Origin of the sequence: Thalassospira sp. MCCC 1A02898 (assembly GCF_001618185.1) — a bacterium.
In the GTDB taxonomy this organism is placed as follows: domain Bacteria; phylum Pseudomonadota; class Alphaproteobacteria; order Rhodospirillales; family Thalassospiraceae; genus Thalassospira; species Thalassospira tepidiphila.
Genome location: NZ_LPXK01000001.1, coordinates 206530 through 223395 on the forward strand (window position 1 = coordinate 206530; position 16866 = coordinate 223395).

The following is a 16866-nucleotide window of genomic DNA, read 5'->3' on the forward strand; positions in this document are numbered from 1 at the left end:
AAAGCCGGGCCTTTATGCCGATTTCTCGGCAAAGGCCCGGATGCGTTTGATGGCTTCGCGAAGTTCGTCGTCGGGGACCGTGAGGGCCACGCGGATCAGGTTTTTGGCGTTTTCGCCAAAGGATGCGCCGGGCATGACGGCGACGTTTTGATCGTCCAAAAGCGCCCAGGCGAATTCTTCGCCGTTCATGCCGGTGGCACCGACATCAATCATGGCAAACATGCCACCGGATACCTTGCCCGGTTTAAGCACATCGCATCCGGCAAGTTCGGTTTCGATCATGTCAACGCGCGCCGCATAGCTTTTGCACATGCGCGCGGCCGTATCGAAATTGCCACGCAGGGCGACCTCGGTCGCATCGGCGATGAAGGGCTGATTGCCAAACAGGATGGTTTCGGAAATCGGCAGGACCTTGGTACAGAGTTCCTCGGGGCCAACGGCCCAGCCACTGCGAAAGCCGGTGGCAGCAAAGGTTTTCGAGATCGAGGATGTGACGATGGTGCGATCACTCAGCTCTTCGATTTCAAGCGGAGAGGCAAAGGTGCCTTCAAACACCAGATCCTCATAGACCTCGTCACAGACAATCCACAGATCATGTTCGATGGCGATCTTGCCAAGTTCGACCAGCGTTGCGCGATCCAGCAGCGCGCCGGACGGATTGTGCGGCGTGTTAAGCAGCAACACACGGCTGTCCTTGGTGATGGCTGCGCGCAGGTCACCCGGCTGCATGATAAAGCCATGCTCGATCGATAACGGGACGGATTGCAGTTCAGCCCCCGATGCCCGGATCACCCCGGCATAGGTCGCATAATACGGATCACCGACCAGCACCCCCTGACCGGCATCCACCAGCGCCGTCATCACGGTATAAAGCGCGGTCTGCGTGCCCGGGAAACACAGGATATTTTCCGGCGTAACATCCGGCCAGACGGGTTTGTATTTTTCCACCAACGCATCAAGCAACCCGACCTCGCCCCGGCCATTGGAATAATGGGTGCGACCGCGCCGCATGGAGGCCTCGCAGGCGTCAATCAGGGCCGGATCGACGGGAATGTCGGGCTCGCCAATTGTCAGCTCGATAATTTTCGCACCTTGGGCCTCGCGATCACGCGCGGTGTTGTGGACGGCCCACTTTGCCCCACCCAGTTCGGCAAGACGGTCGGTAATCTTGGCATATCTCATGACGGCTTACTTTGTTGTTCGCGGTGTGTCTGGTGGCGTGCCGATTGAAGGGCAATATCGGGTGCGGACAACGCACCGGCGGGCAATTCAAGCAGGCGTTCGGCGGCACCGGTAATCAGATCGGGCAGGATATCCTGGGCGTAAAGGCCGGAATTCAGCGCCCCTTCCATCCAAAGCCCATCAATCAGGCCATTGAGTGCAATCGCATGGTTGCGACAAATCGCCACGCTGTGCGGGCAGCCATGATCAATCAGGACAGGCTCGATCAGGGTTTCAAGGACATTGAGAAACTCGCGGTAGCCATCACGGTGAATTTCGGCAAAGTCCGGATCATGGCGCACCCGGCCGATGAAGGTCGCCCAAAGCGAAACCGTTTCTTCGTCCATGTTGGGCTTGGTCAGGTTGGCGCGCAGGAAGCTTGCCAGCTTGGCCTCTGGCGTACCTTCGGTGGCGCGTGCGCTTTCACTGGCCTGTGCCGTCAGCTGGCCGACCAGATAGGCATATGCGTTGCGGATCATGTCATCCTTGCTGCCGAAATAATGGCGCACCAGCCCGACTGTCACCCCGGCTGCCTCGGTAATCCGGCGCACCGATGCCCCATGCAGCCCGTCGCGGGCAATGCAGGTCAAGGTCGCCTCGATCAAACTGCGACGGCGGACATCAAGCGACAGGCGTTGAAATGTTTTTCGGCTCATTGTTATACAATTGAATAATTTTTATTGGGTTTCAAGCGTGCAATCGGGTGTGGGTATATTGAACAGATCGCTCAGTAGCCCTGACCGCGGCTGACAGCAAGGCTGAGCGGTTTGCCTGCATGCAGTTCACGGGCTGATTGCAGGGCTTGTTCGGCAACAATGCGTGGTGTTGTATCACTGGCGATGTGTGGGGTGATGCGCAGGCGCGGATCAGCCCAGAACGGATGATCAGACGGCAACGGTTCGGTGCGAAACACATCAAGGGTCGCGCCACTGAGCTGCCCGCTATCAAGCGCGGCAACAAAGTCATCCTCGTCCAGATGTTCACCACGTCCGATCTGAATCAGCCAGGCGTCCTTGGCCAGTTTTGAAAACAGCGCCGCATTAAGGATATTCTCGGTCTTGGCCGTCAGGGGCAGGACATTGATCACCACATCCTGACCGGCCACCGATTGCAGAACCGAGTCGTCACCGGTGAAATAGCACACACCTTCAACGGGGTCCGCCGGATCACGGCGGCAGGCAACCGAAACACTAAATCCACAGGCAGCCAAGGCTTTGACAACAGATGCCCCCATGGAGCCATGACCAAGCACGGCGACCTTGAGATCACGCGGTGGCCGGATCGCAGGCGGGGCCCATTCGGCGCTGGCCTGACTTTGCTGCATGCTAGCAAAGCCGCGTTCAATATGAACAACTTCGTGCACCGCATAACCCGCCATCAGATCGGCCTGATTGGGATCGCGGACACGACAGATCGCGACGTCATCGCTCAAGCCCGGATGTTTCAGCAAAGCATCCACGCCAGCCCCGACCGACATCGCCATTTCAATATTGGGATAAGGCGAAAACGCCGCCGGGCCCGGCAGCCAGCACACCGCAAAACGGATAAGATCCGGGTTGGTGACTTCATCGGGCTTAAGCAGGCGGACATCGGGTGCCGCATCACCAAAATCAAGCGAATAATAGCTTTTGAGATCCATCGCATCGCTGAGAAGAACACCGTAAATCGGTTCCGCCACCGCCATCAGTCAAAGCCCCTCACATCATCTTCTTTTGCGCTGCTGATCCCTGTTGGCGCACCCAAATTGCGGGCGCCTGACCAAGAAAATTTGCGCTTTGGTTTCATCCTCAGTTAAACAAGTGTATATCAAAGAGTAAAGCCGTTTGATCAGATCAATGGAGGTCGGCATGCATATCGCGACACAGAAGGACGCCGAGACCAGCGTCATGAGTGATCCACAGATCAGCGACGGCGAAAAGCAGTGCCGCATTGAACTTGCCGCCTGTTACCGGCTGGCGGCCCATTACAGAATGACCGACACGATCTATACCCATATTTCGGCCCGGGTACCTGGTGAACCGGGGCATTTTCTGATCAATCCTTATGGGCTGATGTGGGAGGAAATTACCGCCTCGTCGCTGGTGAAGATCGATGTCGACGGAAACAAGGTTGCGGACAGCCCCTATCGGGTGAACCCGGCAGGCTTTACCATTCACAGTGCCGTGCATATCGGGCGCCATGATGCGGCCTGGGTGATGCACACCCACACACGGTCGGGATTTGCCGTTTCCTGCCTTGAAGAAGGTTTGATGCCGCTTAATCAGATCGCCCTGCAGTATTATGGCCAAATCGGCTATCACGACTATGAGGGCATCGCGCTTGATCTTGAGGAACGCGAAAGAATCGTTGAAGCGCTTGGCGCCAACATCGCGCTGATCCTGCGCAATCATGGTCTTTTGACCGTGGGGGCAACCGCCGGGCAGATGTTTTCAAACATGTTTTATCTGAACCGGGCGTGCGAGATTCAGGAGTCTACCCTGGCGATGGGAAGACCGCTTCGGAAGATTGATGATGCGGTGATAAAACGCGTTTCCGAACAGTTCAGCCAGATGGCCTATGACGACGGTGATGTTGCCCTGGAGTGGGAGGCGCAAATGCGCCTTGCCGACCGTCTGGACCCCGGTTTCCGCGATTAGGACATCACGCCAGAAGCGCGCATTCCGCCCCTTCGCAAGCGCGGTAAATACTTGCTGGTTTTCATATTTCTGGAGCCATCCTCCAGCCTGCCCAAATCCCTGGGCGGGAAAGAGGGACATTTGTGATTAAAATTTAATCTGTTCGACTTATTGCGCAAAAGATAATCAAATCCTTCCTTGACACCCATCTGCCGACTGCTACGATTGAATTCAACAAGGTCGGGCCGGAGAATTTTCCGGTGTGTTTTGGTCGGGGTTCGGAGAAAGCCACTTTGATGGTGACCCAATCCCAACGCATTGAAAATCATAACTTGTGCTGATGCGCGACAGTCGCGATGCGAAACGAGTTTGATGACCAAAACGGGTTAATTGCAAAAGTTGACCCTTATGACCGCCCAGCTGACAGAACGGGTCTTTGGATCGGGCCTTCTGTCATTCCGATGATGCCACCGCGTGGTGGCTTGATGCTGGGATCGCGCAAAGGTCGAGAGTGTTTCTATCAGGTTGCCCGCAGATCTTGGCGGGCATCGGGAACACGTCATGCTGCGGCATTCTTAACCGTCCCCGGCGGTGTGCCGAAGCTCCTGCTTGCCAGACAAGGAGAAGACGACATGCAAGTATCGAACACAATTGATTGCAACGGTTTGTCGCCGGCACCAACCCTTCTGCGGATCATGCAGGCGCTGGTGGGCCGTGAAGACAGCACATCCCCACTCAATGTTCTGGTCGGCGCGGACTGCAATTGTGAAAGTCTGGCAGTTTCGCTTGGCCCGCTTGCCCAAGACGTTCAGTTGGCCAGCGACGCAAAACAGTTTGCCGCCGTAAACTGAGGGCCGCTTTTTGCCCTGCCCATGCCGGTGCCATTGCCGGCAATCTTCCCGTTCATGATGCCTGTATGGCGTCACGTCGCGCTCACCTGACCGCGTCAAGAATAAGATAAAACGCTGCGCATCGGCACTGGCTTGTCGATCCCGGTACCGTTTATGCAGGCTTGTCGCGCCAACACCATCCGGTTGCCTTGTCACCGGATTATATGGCGCTTTTTGCCATGCCTGCAGGGTCCCGCGACCGGCTAATGCGCAAGAAAACAGGAAGCATTATGCTAAAGCATGTTGCATTTAATCTGCCCCATTTTGCCGGAGATAACCATCTGTCCGGCGAGGAAAGGGCCGCAGGACGTAGCGGGGCTACGTTCAAGGGTCTTGACGCTGCGGGGCGGAAGGTTATCCCGGCCCGAAGGGTTTGTTTTTGGCGGCGTTTCGCGGCGTTACACCGTTTGACCGATGCGCCGCATCGCTCTGCACGCTGTGCCTTGCCAAACGGCACGCCAAAAACAAACACAATGGAGCAGATTAAATGCAACATGCTTTAGAAGAGAGCAGCGAGACATCCAGCCCATACGCCAGTGATCCCGAAACGCCAGATTTTGCCTTTGATCCCGATGATCCCTGGACACAAACATTCCAGGAAGGCTTGGCGCGCGCTGATCTGAGACGCAAAACCATTTACGAAGTCGGTGTCGGTACTGGCATCAATGTCGCCTTTATCTTGCAAAGCTGCGGCGCCAAACGCGTTTACGGCAGCGACCTTGACCCCCGCCTTGTCGTTCTGGCAGAGCGAAACATCAAAATCCTTTCCCCCGAACATGCCAAACATTTCAAACCGGTCCACGGCAGTGTCAGCCTTGTCGATACCGATGAGGCACGTGAAAAAATTGCCAAGACCGATGTGGTGATTGCCTGCATCCCACAGGTCGGCGAGCCCAGTGATGAACGCCTGACGGCCTTTCGCGAAGCCCAGTCCATCGAACTGGCCGAAGGGGCCGGTGACGAGGCCGAAGACCATATCGCGCATTATTATCCCTGGAGCCTGTTTGACCAGTACCCTTACAACTCGGTAGGGCTTGGCCTGAATGAGGCGCTTATGCGCCGAATTCGCGAACACGCGCCAAAGGCCGAACTGGTGATGAATTTTGGTTGCCGCATTGGCACCGAGATTATTTGCGAATGCTTTGAGGCCAACGGCTACAAACCCGAAAAGATTGCGTCAAAGATCGTTCTGCAACATTCAGGCACCGACATTTCGTTTTTCGTGTCACTGGAAAAGGCGCTGAACGGGACTGAATATGAAAAGCAGCTTGTCTGCAAATTCTATGGCGACCCGGAGGGAAAACAGCCGCTTTCGGCCACCAAGGCCCAGGAAATGATCAATGATGATCCGAATGTCCCACTTTATCACGAGGTGGCGGTCATTCGCGGCACGCCGGTCTAGAACAATACCAAACAAAAAACACCCCGCTGCCACAGGCTACGGGGTGTTTTGCATTAAGCAGTTCGCAGCAGCTCAGTGAAGGGTTTGACCCAAGGCCTGATCGGGATCGCCCGGAATGATCAGATCGCCCGCCATCAGCGCCAATGCATCACTTGGACGTGCGACGATGACCCGACCTTCGACCGGATTACCCTTTTCCTGACGCAGAACACCCAATGTGTCTGACAGAACATTAAAGCCACATTCGACCAGCCATTCGCTGATCGCGCGCTGATGATGGCGGAAGCGTTGCCCGGGACCGAGATCGAACGGGAAGTTATCGCCGTGCTCGAGCGTGAATACCAGCAACCCGCCGGGCTTCATCCGGTCATGGGCAGCACGCAGGGCTGGCACCAGATCGCCAAGATAGTTCAGAACGTCCGCCGCGATGACAACGCTGTAATCCGTTCCGATATCGGCGGGCATATCGGTGATATCGCCAGCGACAAGGGTGCGATAAAGCCCCTTGGCGCGTGCGCGGTTGATCATGCGCGGCGACAGGTCGATGCCATCAATCGCATCAACATGACCAGCGAACACTTCGCCCACAAGCCCGGTACCACAGCCAAGATCAAGCACATCCATCGGACGCAACATTTCCGGTAGATGAGTCCGGATGGCTTCGAACAAAAGCTCCGGTCCGCGATAGGCTAAACGATCCCGCAGGCTGATCTCAAACCGTGGGGCATAATCGTCAAACAGAGCCCGCACATAATCGGGCGGCAAGCGATCACGAAGGGCAGCCGCACCAAGCAATGTCAGGCGGACCTCTGCCCCCATGCGGTCCTTGGGATCAAGCATCAGATACTGACGGAAAGCCTCAACGGCGTTTTCGGTTTCACCGGCACGTTCATAGATGTCGCCCAGCGTAAAATGGGCTTCGTCCCAGTCACTATCAGCGGCCAATGCGGCACGCGCCACGTCAATCGCAGCGGTGTAGTCACCCTGTGATACCAACGCCAATGCGACATCAAGACGCCGACTGGCGGACAGACGATCTTTGCTCATGCATGAAATCCGAAAAGGGGGTTTGGGCAACACGCCGAAACCACAACCAAAGATACTGCTGTATCTTCCTATTTTCGGTGTTTTGCAAGATAGATAAAATATCGAAAAATCAATTGCTTATCTGCTTTGTGGAATCGGACACCAATGCAAACAGTATCTTGACCGATAGTTGGGCGCATCCGGGTACGTCTGCTTCGTTTTTAGCAACGGGTTCTACAAAGAAATTTGGCACAAATTTCCACTGACCCATTGATAAAATCAATTAATTATCATACATTAATATAAATTCTGATTTTGATGGATTGAATGATGGAAAACTTCACTCCGATTTCCGCCCTGATTGGCGGTGGACTTATTGGTCTGGCCTCTGGCCTTTATCTTTTGCTCAATGGGCGAATTGCCGGGATCAGCGGCATTCTTGGCGGTTTGTTGACTCCGACCAAGGGTGGTTCTGCTGTTTTTGAACGACTGGCCTTCATCATCGGGCTGGTTGTCGGTCCGTTCATCCTGATGAACGCAACCGAGATCGAAGCCCAGAGTGTCGTGACAAGCTCATTACCGGTCATCATCGTTGCCGGTCTTCTGGTTGGTCTTGGCACCACGATTGGTAGTGGTTGCACCAGTGGTCATGGCATTTGCGGCCTGTCGCGGTTCTCGCTGCGATCGCTGGTCGCGACCCTGTCATTTATGGCAGCAGGCTTTGTCACGGTTCTTGTCACCCGCCATCTGATGGGAGGCATGTAATGCGGATAATTGTTTCCCTGATTTGCGGCACGATTTTCGGCTTTGGCCTTTACATTTCGGGCATGATCGACCCGCAAAAGGTTCTGGGTTTTCTTGATATCTGGGCGATTGCCGATGGGGGATGGGATCCGAGTCTTGCGTTCGTCATGGGCGGTGGGCTGGCGGTTGCCATTCCAATCTTCCAGTTTGCAAAGAACCGGACCGAGGCGGTCTGTGGCGGCGAGATGAGCCTGCCGACCAACCGTGCCATCACCACCAAACTGGTTGTTGGCGGCCTGTTGTTTGGTACCGGTTGGGGACTGGTTGGGTATTGCCCGGGTCCGGCCCTTAGTGCACTGGCCTTCGGCCATACCGATACGATTATTTTTGTGGTCGCGATGATTGCCGGCATGGGCGGCGCGCGTGCCATGGGTCTCAACAAATAAACCCGGCCAAAGACTGAACCCGATAATCTGCGGCCGGTTTGATCCCCCAGACGCTGGCCGCAGGTTTTGCAACCGCCCGTGCTTTACGCCGGGCGGTTTCGCATTTCCGGTCAAAAATTGACTAAAATCTCGCAGCACTGGGCTTGTCTTTGGCGTTAAAATCCCATAACTGAGTTTTGACCCTTAGCGCCACATTGACGTCCATAAAGGTTTTTGCATGAAGATCGGCATTCTTGAGACCGGATTCGCCCCGGAAGAACTTCGCGACGATTTCGCCTCCTACCCCGGCATGCTCGAAAAGCTGCTTGGCGACGTTGATCCGAGTCTGGAGTTCGAAACCTGGACCGTTCTGGAAGACGTTTTTCCGGACTCAATCCGTGATGCCGACGGCTGGGTGATCATGGGGTCCAAACATGGCGTTTATGAAAACTTGCCGTGGATGATCCGCCTGCAGGACTTCCTGCGCGATGCGGTTTCCGCCGGTCAGCCGGTCTTTGGTATCTGCTTTGGTCATCAGATTCTGGCAACAGCACTTGGCGGCAAGGTCATCAAATCCGACAAGGGTTGGGGTGTGGGCGTACATGAATACGCGGTTGATGCACGCAACAGCGACTGGCTGTCTGACAGCCCGGCAAAGATCCGCATCAATGCCTTCCACCAAGATCAGGTGGTTGAGCCACCAAAAGGTGCGACCGTCTGGGCAAGTTCCGATTTTTGCCCCTATGCCGGTTTGCAGTATGGCGATAATGCCGCCTCGATCCAGCCGCATCCAGAATTCATGAAACCATACGAGACCGCCCTTTTGCAGGCCCGTTATGACCTGATCCCCGATGATGTACATGAAGCTGCCATGAAGTCGCTTGAGACGCCGATCACAAGTGTTGATTTCGCGCGCTCGCTCGTGAAGTTCATGACCCGGAAGCGTATCAAGTCTGCCGCCTAAGGCGCGGATCATATCGACATCACGCAGAAAATCACAGAAAGCCACCGGAAATCCCGGTGGCTTTTTTCGTGCCTGAAGATGCAAAACACTTTATCAACCAAAGGTGTTGCATGATCCTGTTCAACCATAGACGCACCAAAATGATGTGATCGACCGCAGAATGTCGACGTTCAAGTTTGGACCACCGAGAGACCGCGCAAATGAAGAATAGGCACCCGAAGCGATGATACAGAATCTGCGGCTGTATTCCGGCCTGACCATGTTTGCCTATGTGCTGACGCATTTGCTGAACCATACGGCAGGCATCGTTTCACCGGAACTGATGGAAAAAGCCGGGGAATACACCACGGAAGTCTGGCAGTTTCCACCGCTTGAGATCCTGTTGGTGTTGTCACTGATAACACACTTTTTGTTGGCAACCGCACGCCTGACCAGCCGCCGCACCTTGCGCCTGCGCAAATCGGAATGGGCACAGATGATCCTTGGCCTGTGCATCCCGTTCCTGCTGTTTCGGCATATCATCGCGACCCGGATTATCGATCTGGGCTTTGATGTTGATTCACCGTTTGAGCGCGTTCTTCTGGATCTGGCCGTGTTCATTCCGCATCAGGGTATCTTGCAGGCGATCACGGTGATTGTTGTATGGGCGCATGGCTGCATCGGCATTCATTTCTGGCTACGGGTCAAACCGTTCTATCCGAAATGGCGCAATACGCTCGGCACGCTGGCAATCCTGATCCCGACACTTTCGCTTGCCGGTTATTCGGCCGCGGCGGCCGAGGTGATCCGCCGCGCAGAGGAAGGCGGACGCAAATATGTGTTTGGGGTGATTGATGCGGCCAATGTCAATCAGGACGCCATCACCTTCTATGAAAACGCCATTTTGCCCTTCACGATCCTGAGTATCGCCCTTGCGCTGGCACCATTTGGTGTGCGCCAGATCCGCCAGACATTTGATCGGGTCAAGCGCGGACCGATGCTGAGCCTGCCAAACGGGCGTTTCGTGCGTGTACCGCCCGGTGCCACAGCGCTTGAGGCGTTGCGCGATGCCGGCGTTCCGATGGCGTCGGTTTGCGGCGGGCACGGGCGCTGCACAACGTGCAGGATCCACTGTGGATCAGGCAGTGATCACCTCGCTCCTCCCGGCGATATCGAGGCTGCGGCACTCAAAAGCATTCAGGCCCCCAAGGGCATGCGCCTTGCCTGTCAGATCAGACCGCATAATGATCTGGCGGTTGCCCCGCTTTTGCCGCCCAACGCAACCGCGCGTGACGGACGACGTCCCGGCGGACTTTCGGGCAGTGAAAGACAGGTTGTTTGCATCTTTATCGACTTGCGCGATTCGACCAAGCTTGGCGAAAGCAAGATGCCCTATGACGTACTTTTCATCCTCAACCAGTTCTTTGCCGAGATGACCGAGGCATTGCGCGGCACAGGTGGGTATTACGCCCAGTTTACCGGCGATGGCCTGATGGCGCTTTATGGTCATGAAAGTGACGATACCGAACGCACCATCCTGCAGGCCTTTGAGGGAGCCGCCGAGATGCTGCGCCGGATCGAAGGCCTTAACCTGCATCTTAAATCCGAACTTCCCCATGCATTGCGCATTGGAATTGGCATACATATGGGCAAGGCAATTGTTGGGGAAATGGGCCCGCCCGGCCGGGAAAACATCAGTGCAATCGGCGATACGATCAACACCACCGCCCGCCTTGAAGCCCAGACCAAGGGGCATGGCGTGCCATTGGTGATTTCCAAGACGCTGTTTGATCACGGACCGATTCCCTTGCCGGAAAACGCTGTGATGCACGAGGTAGCGCTGCGCGGTAAGGATCAGTCGGTTGCCTATTATGCGCTTGAAACCATGCCAGATCTGACACAAACCAAGAATTAGCCGGTGTCTAATGTCCGGAGCGCAGGCAAGGCTTGACTATTGGCGGGAAAACCACATTTATTTGAATATATGAAACGTTCGGTGCCGAATGCCTCGGGTCGAACAATTAGATGCCCGAAACGCAGGATGCGTGGGATCTGAAAACAACCACACTCGCTCTAATGGAGGAGGTGCTGCAAATGTCACGAATTTCAATGTTCAACAGCCCGTTGCTTTTGGGTTTTGACCAGATCGAACGCGTTCTTGATCAGGTCTCGAAAACCAAGGCCGAGGGTTATCCGCCCTATAACATCGAACAGATTGGTGAAAACAAACTGCGAATCACCGTTGCAGTTGCCGGATTTGCCGAGGAAGACCTGTCGGTAACCACTGAAGACAACCAGCTGATCATTCGCGGCAAACATACCGATGATGACAGCGAACGTGTTTATATCCATCGTGGCATTGCGTCGCGACAGTTCCAGCGCTCCTTCGTCCTTGCCGAAGGCATCGAAGTCGTCGGTGCGCATCTGGATAATGGTCTGCTGCATGTTGACCTGAACAGACCCTTGCCGGAACCGGTCGTCCGTGAAATCGCGATTGGCTCGAACAAGAAAAAAGCTGTGCCGTCAAAAACCATCGACATGAATGTCGAGGACGAGGATAGCAATGCTGACCAAATAGACGGCAAAGCCTAACCAAGGAGTGGTTCAAATGACAAATCGAACAAACAACCACGATACCGAAAGCGATCAGCGGATCGGCCAGGATACCGGTCTTCTGTCAAACGGTGACTTCGCCCTGTTGGGTATTCATGATTTTGCCTATGTGCGTCCGGTTCCCAATACAGAGAACGACAGTGACGAACTGGTCTATGGCGTCTTCACCGCCGACGGTACCCATATCGCGTCGTTCGAAAACCATGCCGTCGCGGATGCTGCCATCCGCCAGCACGACATGGAGCCACGCGCGGTTCACTAATCAGGAAAGCTTGTCCTGCATGCCCAAATGCCCGGCCTTGTGCCGGGCATTTTTGTTTTGCCTTCAGTTCCGGGAACACTGGCCCGCTCAGCGGATTTCAATCACTTCGCCGGGTGCCGCAATACGGACCTGTTCATTGCCCCTGATCATCTGGGCCATTTCCGCACGGACATTGCGTTTGACGTGATAAAGCCAGAATCGCGCGCCGGGCATGTCAGAGGCCAGTTTCAAAACCGTTTCCAGATCACAGTGGGCCGCGTGTTGCGGGTCATGCTTGATCAGATAGGTTTCCTGAAACACCAAATCCGCACCCGTAAACAGGGCGGCGGTTTCTGCTGTTACGTTGCCATCACCGGAATAGGCAAATCCCTTGTCCGCGTAGCGCAGCAGGATCGCGTGGTTCTGCACGCTGTGATCAGACCTTGCGAAACGGCATTCAAACGGACCAATTGAATTTGTTTCGGCAATCGAATGCCAGATGATGGTAAACGGCCAAGCTGACCCAAGCCCGGTAAAGCCGAGCTCCATCAGTTTTTCAAGATGAGTGCGCAATTGCGGGCTGCACAGAATGCGCAACGGCTTTGAACGGCCGTCATCGCGCCAGTTCAACATGACCGGCACCAGACCGAAAACATGATCGGGATGCATGTGGGTGAAATAGATCGCATCAATCGCATCTGGATCGGGAAACTTGGCCATCAGCCGCCCGGCCACCGTTGCCCCGCAATCGATCAAGAGGCGAAAATCGCCCGCAGACACCACGACCGACGAATTTTCAAAGTTCGGATCGAAGGCCTCGCCCACACCAAGAACATCAATGCGCAGATGATCGCTGTTCATTTCCTTATCGCCCCGTATTTCCCCTGCAAGCCCGGAGTATATCAGCTCCAAGTGTCTCAAGCCGACATTCTTGTGACTTCCCCCTGCGTAAGGCAAGTGGTTCCCCGAAGGATACCTTGATCATCTTCAAACTGTCATATTCCATGACAAAAGGGCGGAGCCGTTTGGCTCCGCCCTTTTAATGGCAGCTTTCGATCGAAGAAATCGGCCTGAATTAACGTGTCAGCACTTCGGCCGCTTCGCGCGTGCGCTGTACAGAGGATGCAACCGTATCGGTCGTCGTGCGAATGGCGGCAAGGTTATCTGACATGTTTTCGACAGACCGGGCCATGTCACGCACGCTGGTACTGACATTTTCGGTAACCGCCGTTTGCTCTGTCACCGCCGAAGAGATGTTGGTGACATCGTTACGGACAGTTTCAACCGAACCACGGATGGTCTCCAAAGCACCGGCGACCTCGGCGGAAATTTCCTGAATACCGGTAATTTCCTGGGTGATGTCTTCGGTGGCACGCGCCGCCTGATTGGCAAGGTTCTTGACCTCGTTGGCAACAACGGCAAAGCCTTTGCCAGCTTCACCCGCACGGGCACTTTCAATCGTCGCGTTCAGCGCCAACAGGTTGATCTGCCCGGCAATATTGCGAATGACTTCAACGATATTGCCCATCTCGTCAACCACGCCTGTCATGCGCTGGGTCATTTCGTTGGCGGTGTTGGTCTGCTCGTAGGCGCGCTCGGTTGCGCCCTGTGACTGGGCCATGCTTTGGGAAATCTCGGCAATTGAGGCGGCCATTTGTTCGGTACTGGCCGCAACGTTGCGGGTCAGCTCCATCGTATTGGTCGACGCATCAACGCTTTGAACCGTGCGCGTGTTGAGCTCGGTGATATTGTTGTCGATCTCGGTAAAGTTACCGTCGATCATTTTTTTAAGGTCGATCAGAAGCTTGGTTTTTTCGGTGATATCGGTGGCAAACTTGATCACCTTGATCGGTTTTCCAACAGCATCAAGCACCGGGTTATAGGTCGCTTCGATCCAGACTTGCTTGCCATTCTTGCCCACACGGGCGAACTGACCGGCCTGGAATTTTCCCTGGTTCAGGCTTTGCCAGAAAGCCCGGTACTCTGACGAATTTTTCTGATCTTCCGGCACGAACATGCTGTGATGCTTGCCCTTGATTTCATCAAGGCTGTAGCCCAGCACAGACAGGAAGTTCTCATTGGCTGTCAGAATCGTGCCATCCAGATTGAACTCGATCACCGCCTGCGAGGTGCTGATCGCATCAAACACGCTTTGCAGCAACGCACGTTCGTTGCGACGTTCGGTGATGTCGGTCGCAAACTTCACGACTTTGGTTACATTGCCCTTCGCGTCGAGGATCGGGTTGTAAGTGGCTTCAAGCCAAATCAACGATCCGTCACGACGTTTGCGCGGGAAGGCCCCGGTCAGAAACTCGCCTGACGCCAGTCTCTTCCAGAAATTTTTGTAATCTGCCGAACTGATGAGCTCTTCGGGGACAAACAATGAGTGATGTTTGCCGATAAGATCGCTGGCCTTGTAGCCCATCGTGTTTTCGAAGTTTTCATTCAGCGAAAGGATCTTGCCTTCCGCGTTGAATTCGATGCGTGCCATTGATCGTCCGAGCGCAGCGGTGACTTGTTGTTCGTTACGCGCCTCGGACTCACCCTTAAAAAATCCAATACCCACTTTTATACCCTTTGCGTAAACGGGTTTATCCCGTTAATTCCCGTCAGCCTCGCGGGGTTATTGACCGTTTGGTCGTAATTATGAACGCGTGAACCAGTCTCTCATACGCATGCATGATCGAACCTAGTCCTAAGAGCGTTCACTTCTCATGCGAGAGGATACGGTGAGATCTTCAACACAGATCATTCCCGGTTTTCAAACGACTTGCGTTTGATGACTCAGATGTTCGGAATTTCTTGCAGTTTTTCAAACTTTGCATCGGGTACGCTAGACTCTCAGCCATACCGAGCGACGCTTGAAAATATTTCTGCTGTTGAATAATTGATCCCACTTTGAACAACTGATCATTCACACCCAACCATATACTTTTGGCTGGGACAAGACAAATTGTTTATTTGTCCTGAGTAAAACAACTTTGGATCATAAATTTTAGTAGAATCGCGGGAACGATTTTAAAATTAAACTTGCAATACAATGCACTGTTGCAATTTTTAGAGCTCACCGATTTTCGTGAGCACCATCGGAACGTCACACCCCTTTCACCAAAATATTTTTGCTCTCGCAGGATTCCAACCCTTTGGTATAGCTACAACGAAGGGTCATATTCGCCCATTTCGTGTGCACGACGGCAGGTCAGGAAGCTTTCAACCAATTTTAATCTCGTTATTTGGCAAGAACAGATGCTGCTTCGCGAGTCTTTTTGACTGAGTCAGCCACGCGGGATGTTGAAATCCGAATGGTTTCCAGATTACTGGTCAATCCTTCCACAGACGACGCCATGATGCGCATATTATTGGTCACACCATTGGTGACGGCACTTTGCTCTTCAACGGCGGACGAAATACTGGTTACGCCGTCACGTACCGTTTGAACCGCCCTTTGAATGGTTTCAAGCGCACCGACAACCTCGCCCGAAATGGCCTGAATACCTGAAATCTCCTCGGATATATCCTCTGTCGCCTTGGCTGCTTGGTTAGCGAGGTTTTTGACCTCATTGGCAACAACGGCAAAACCTTTGCCCGCATCACCAGCACGCGCACTTTCAATTGTTGCATTCAGTGCCAGCAGATTGATCTGGCCTGCGATATTGCGGATGACTTCAACAATATTGCCCATGGCATCAACAACCTGCGCCATACGCTGGGTTGAATCATTGGCCGTAACCGTTTCGGCAAAAGCCCGTTCTGTCTCCGAGCGCGACTGGCTCATGCTTTGTGAAATCTCAGCGATGGAAGACGCCATCTGTTCGGCACTGGCAGAGACTGTCTGGACCGTGTTTGATGTTTCCTCAGACATGGAAACACTCTGGTCAGCGGAACTATTGAGCTCACCCAGATTGCCGTCGATTTCGCTGAAGTTCGTATCGATGATCTTTTTCAAATCCAGCAGAAGCTTGGTTTGTGCGGTAATGTCGGTTGCAAACTTCACGACCTTGAACGGACGCCCCACCGGATCAAGAACCGGATTGTAGGAAGCGGAGATCCATACTTCCTTGCCGCCTTTGCCCACGCGTTTAAACTCGCCGGAATTGAATTCACCGGCGTTGAGGGTTTTCCAAAAATCCTTGTATTCCTTGGAGTCCCGATAAGAAGGTTCGACAAAAATGCTGTGATGCTTGCCTTTGATTTCGTCAAGCGTGTAGCCCATCACATCCAAAAACATCTGGTTTGCGGAAATAATGGTGCCATCGAGCTCAAACTCGATCGTCGCCTGTGATTTCTCGATGGCGCGAAAAACGCTTTGCCACATTGCGCGCTCGACACGACGCTCTGTGATGTCAGAAGCGAGTTTGACGACTTTCTTGGGTTTGCCGTTGCGATCAAGAATTGGGTTGTAGCTTGCTTCAAGCCAAATCATCTGGCCGTTCTTTTTCTTTCTGGCCATTGCGCCAGAAACGAACCTGCCAGAGCGAAGCTCTTCCCAGAACGCTTCATATTCCGCCTTGTCAAAGACATCCGACGGCATGAACATACGGTGATGCTGGCCTACAATCTCATCAAGCTCATATCCCATCGTCTCTAGAAAATTCTCATTAGCCCTGACGATGGTCCCGTCCATGTTGAACTCAATAACAGCCATGGACCGATTCAATGCCTCGTAAATCTGGGCTTTTTCTTTATCACCACCATTGCCGCCAAACATCGCTGTCCCCTGAACCGTTCAACCTAAGATTTTATTCA

The 16866-nt window shown here is 54.0% G+C and carries 16 protein-coding genes; 9 read left to right on the forward strand and 7 right to left on the reverse strand.

Features of this window, described 5'->3' with window-relative positions:
- Positions 1-12: 12 nt before the first annotated feature.
- The 3 genes from AUQ41_RS00905 to AUQ41_RS00915 all read right to left on the reverse strand — a co-directional run bounded on the left by AUQ41_RS00905 (position 13) and on the right by AUQ41_RS00915 (position 2905).
- Positions 13-1182 carry a pyridoxal phosphate-dependent aminotransferase gene (locus AUQ41_RS00905; protein ID WP_063085984.1) on the reverse strand — a complete coding sequence of 390 codons (1170 nt, stop codon included), beginning with the start codon at positions 1180-1182 and terminating at the stop codon, positions 13-15.
- The gene (locus tag AUQ41_RS00910; protein ID WP_063085986.1) at positions 1179-1877 is read right to left on the reverse strand and encodes a TetR family transcriptional regulator C-terminal domain-containing protein; all 699 of its coding nucleotides are present in this window, start codon (positions 1875-1877) and stop codon (positions 1179-1181) included. The genes AUQ41_RS00905 and AUQ41_RS00910 overlap by 4 nt, the downstream gene beginning before the upstream one ends.
- A gap of 71 nt (positions 1878-1948) precedes the next feature.
- Positions 1949-2905, reverse strand: coding sequence for an NAD(P)-dependent oxidoreductase (locus AUQ41_RS00915; RefSeq protein ID WP_063085988.1), 957 nt, complete (start codon positions 2903-2905; stop codon positions 1949-1951).
- A 163-nt stretch (positions 2906-3068) separates the two neighbouring features.
- Between AUQ41_RS00915 and AUQ41_RS00920 the strand changes: the two genes are divergently transcribed.
- The 3 genes from AUQ41_RS00920 (at position 3069) to AUQ41_RS00935 (ending at position 6128) form a co-directional block, all read left to right on the forward strand.
- Positions 3069-3857: a class II aldolase/adducin family protein gene (locus AUQ41_RS00920; RefSeq protein ID WP_232308277.1), complete on the forward strand. Its 789-nt coding sequence runs from the start codon at positions 3069-3071 to the stop codon at positions 3855-3857.
- A gap of 611 nt (positions 3858-4468) precedes the next feature.
- Entirely contained in the window at positions 4469-4687 is a 219-nt protein-coding gene (locus AUQ41_RS20610; protein ID WP_008888946.1) for a hypothetical protein, read from the forward strand.
- Between the two features lie 526 nt (positions 4688-5213).
- Complete coding sequence (locus AUQ41_RS00935) at positions 5214-6128, forward strand: 50S ribosomal protein L11 methyltransferase (protein WP_063085993.1); 915 nt, start codon at positions 5214-5216, stop codon at positions 6126-6128.
- Positions 6129-6200: 72 nt separating this feature from the next.
- Here the strand turns inward: AUQ41_RS00935 and AUQ41_RS00940 are convergent, their stop codons facing one another.
- On the reverse strand, positions 6201-7175 hold the full coding sequence (locus tag AUQ41_RS00940) for a class I SAM-dependent methyltransferase (protein ID WP_063085995.1): 975 nt from the start codon (positions 7173-7175) through the stop codon (positions 6201-6203).
- 309 nt (positions 7176-7484) lie between these two features.
- Between AUQ41_RS00940 and AUQ41_RS00945 the strand changes: the two genes are divergently transcribed.
- The 6 genes from AUQ41_RS00945 (at position 7485) to AUQ41_RS00970 (ending at position 12141) form a co-directional block, all read left to right on the forward strand.
- A complete protein-coding gene (locus AUQ41_RS00945) occupies positions 7485-7919 on the forward strand; it encodes a YeeE/YedE family protein (RefSeq protein WP_063085997.1) in 435 nt (144 codons plus the stop codon).
- Positions 7919-8344 carry a DUF6691 family protein gene (locus AUQ41_RS00950; RefSeq protein ID WP_063085999.1) on the forward strand — a complete coding sequence of 142 codons (426 nt, stop codon included), beginning with the start codon at positions 7919-7921 and terminating at the stop codon, positions 8342-8344. The genes AUQ41_RS00945 and AUQ41_RS00950 overlap by 1 nt, the downstream gene beginning before the upstream one ends.
- Positions 8345-8561: 217 nt before the next feature.
- On the forward strand, positions 8562-9287 hold the full coding sequence (locus tag AUQ41_RS00955) for a type 1 glutamine amidotransferase (RefSeq protein WP_063086001.1): 726 nt from the start codon (positions 8562-8564) through the stop codon (positions 9285-9287).
- A 223-nt stretch (positions 9288-9510) separates the two neighbouring features.
- A complete protein-coding gene (locus AUQ41_RS00960; RefSeq protein ID WP_063086003.1) occupies positions 9511-11181 on the forward strand; it encodes an adenylate/guanylate cyclase domain-containing protein in 1671 nt (556 codons plus the stop codon).
- A 179-nt stretch (positions 11182-11360) separates the two neighbouring features.
- Positions 11361-11858, forward strand: coding sequence for an Hsp20 family protein (locus AUQ41_RS00965; RefSeq protein ID WP_040822570.1), 498 nt, complete (start codon positions 11361-11363; stop codon positions 11856-11858).
- A 16-nt stretch (positions 11859-11874) separates the two neighbouring features.
- Complete coding sequence (locus tag AUQ41_RS00970; protein WP_008888938.1) at positions 11875-12141, forward strand: DUF1150 family protein; 267 nt, start codon at positions 11875-11877, stop codon at positions 12139-12141.
- A gap of 87 nt (positions 12142-12228) precedes the next feature.
- On the opposite strand, the gene AUQ41_RS00975 is transcribed toward AUQ41_RS00970, so the two are convergent.
- From AUQ41_RS00975 to AUQ41_RS00985, 3 genes are all read right to left on the reverse strand, one after another.
- Positions 12229-12981: an MBL fold metallo-hydrolase gene (locus AUQ41_RS00975; RefSeq protein ID WP_008888937.1), complete on the reverse strand. Its 753-nt coding sequence runs from the start codon at positions 12979-12981 to the stop codon at positions 12229-12231.
- Positions 12982-13195: 214 nt separating this feature from the next.
- Positions 13196-14686: a PAS domain-containing methyl-accepting chemotaxis protein gene (locus tag AUQ41_RS00980; RefSeq protein WP_063086005.1), complete on the reverse strand. Its 1491-nt coding sequence runs from the start codon at positions 14684-14686 to the stop codon at positions 13196-13198.
- 663 nt (positions 14687-15349) lie between these two features.
- Positions 15350-16828, reverse strand: a complete 1479-nt coding sequence (locus AUQ41_RS00985) for a PAS domain-containing methyl-accepting chemotaxis protein (RefSeq protein ID WP_063086007.1) — start codon at positions 16826-16828, stop codon at positions 15350-15352.
- Positions 16829-16866: the final 38 nt, after the last annotated feature.

Excerpts from the sequence above, each read along its gene's own strand:
- AUQ41_RS00985 (WP_063086007.1), bottom strand. The coding sequence starts at position 16,828 with ATGTTTGGCGGCAATGGTGGTGATAAAGAAAAAGCCCAGATTTACGAG.
- AUQ41_RS00920 (WP_232308277.1), top strand. The coding sequence starts at position 3,069 with ATGCATATCGCGACACAGAAGGACGCCGAGACCAGCGTCATGAGTGAT.
- AUQ41_RS00975 (WP_008888937.1), bottom strand. The coding sequence starts at position 12,981 with ATGAACAGCGATCATCTGCGCATTGATGTTCTTGGTGTGGGCGAGGCC.
- AUQ41_RS00910 (WP_063085986.1), bottom strand. The coding sequence starts at position 1,877 with ATGAGCCGAAAAACATTTCAACGCCTGTCGCTTGATGTCCGCCGTCGC.
- AUQ41_RS00935 (WP_063085993.1), top strand. The coding sequence starts at position 5,214 with ATGCAACATGCTTTAGAAGAGAGCAGCGAGACATCCAGCCCATACGCC.
- AUQ41_RS00960 (WP_063086003.1), top strand. The coding sequence starts at position 9,511 with ATGATACAGAATCTGCGGCTGTATTCCGGCCTGACCATGTTTGCCTAT.
- AUQ41_RS20610 (WP_008888946.1), top strand. The coding sequence starts at position 4,469 with ATGCAAGTATCGAACACAATTGATTGCAACGGTTTGTCGCCGGCACCA.
- AUQ41_RS00950 (WP_063085999.1), top strand. The coding sequence starts at position 7,919 with ATGCGGATAATTGTTTCCCTGATTTGCGGCACGATTTTCGGCTTTGGC.
- AUQ41_RS00970 (WP_008888938.1), top strand. The coding sequence starts at position 11,875 with ATGACAAATCGAACAAACAACCACGATACCGAAAGCGATCAGCGGATC.
- AUQ41_RS00945 (WP_063085997.1), top strand. The coding sequence starts at position 7,485 with ATGGAAAACTTCACTCCGATTTCCGCCCTGATTGGCGGTGGACTTATT.
- AUQ41_RS00965 (WP_040822570.1), top strand. The coding sequence starts at position 11,361 with ATGTCACGAATTTCAATGTTCAACAGCCCGTTGCTTTTGGGTTTTGAC.
- AUQ41_RS00940 (WP_063085995.1), bottom strand. The coding sequence starts at position 7,175 with ATGAGCAAAGATCGTCTGTCCGCCAGTCGGCGTCTTGATGTCGCATTG.
- AUQ41_RS00915 (WP_063085988.1), bottom strand. The coding sequence starts at position 2,905 with ATGGCGGTGGCGGAACCGATTTACGGTGTTCTTCTCAGCGATGCGATG.
- AUQ41_RS00905 (WP_063085984.1), bottom strand. The coding sequence starts at position 1,182 with ATGAGATATGCCAAGATTACCGACCGTCTTGCCGAACTGGGTGGGGCA.
- AUQ41_RS00955 (WP_063086001.1), top strand. The coding sequence starts at position 8,562 with ATGAAGATCGGCATTCTTGAGACCGGATTCGCCCCGGAAGAACTTCGC.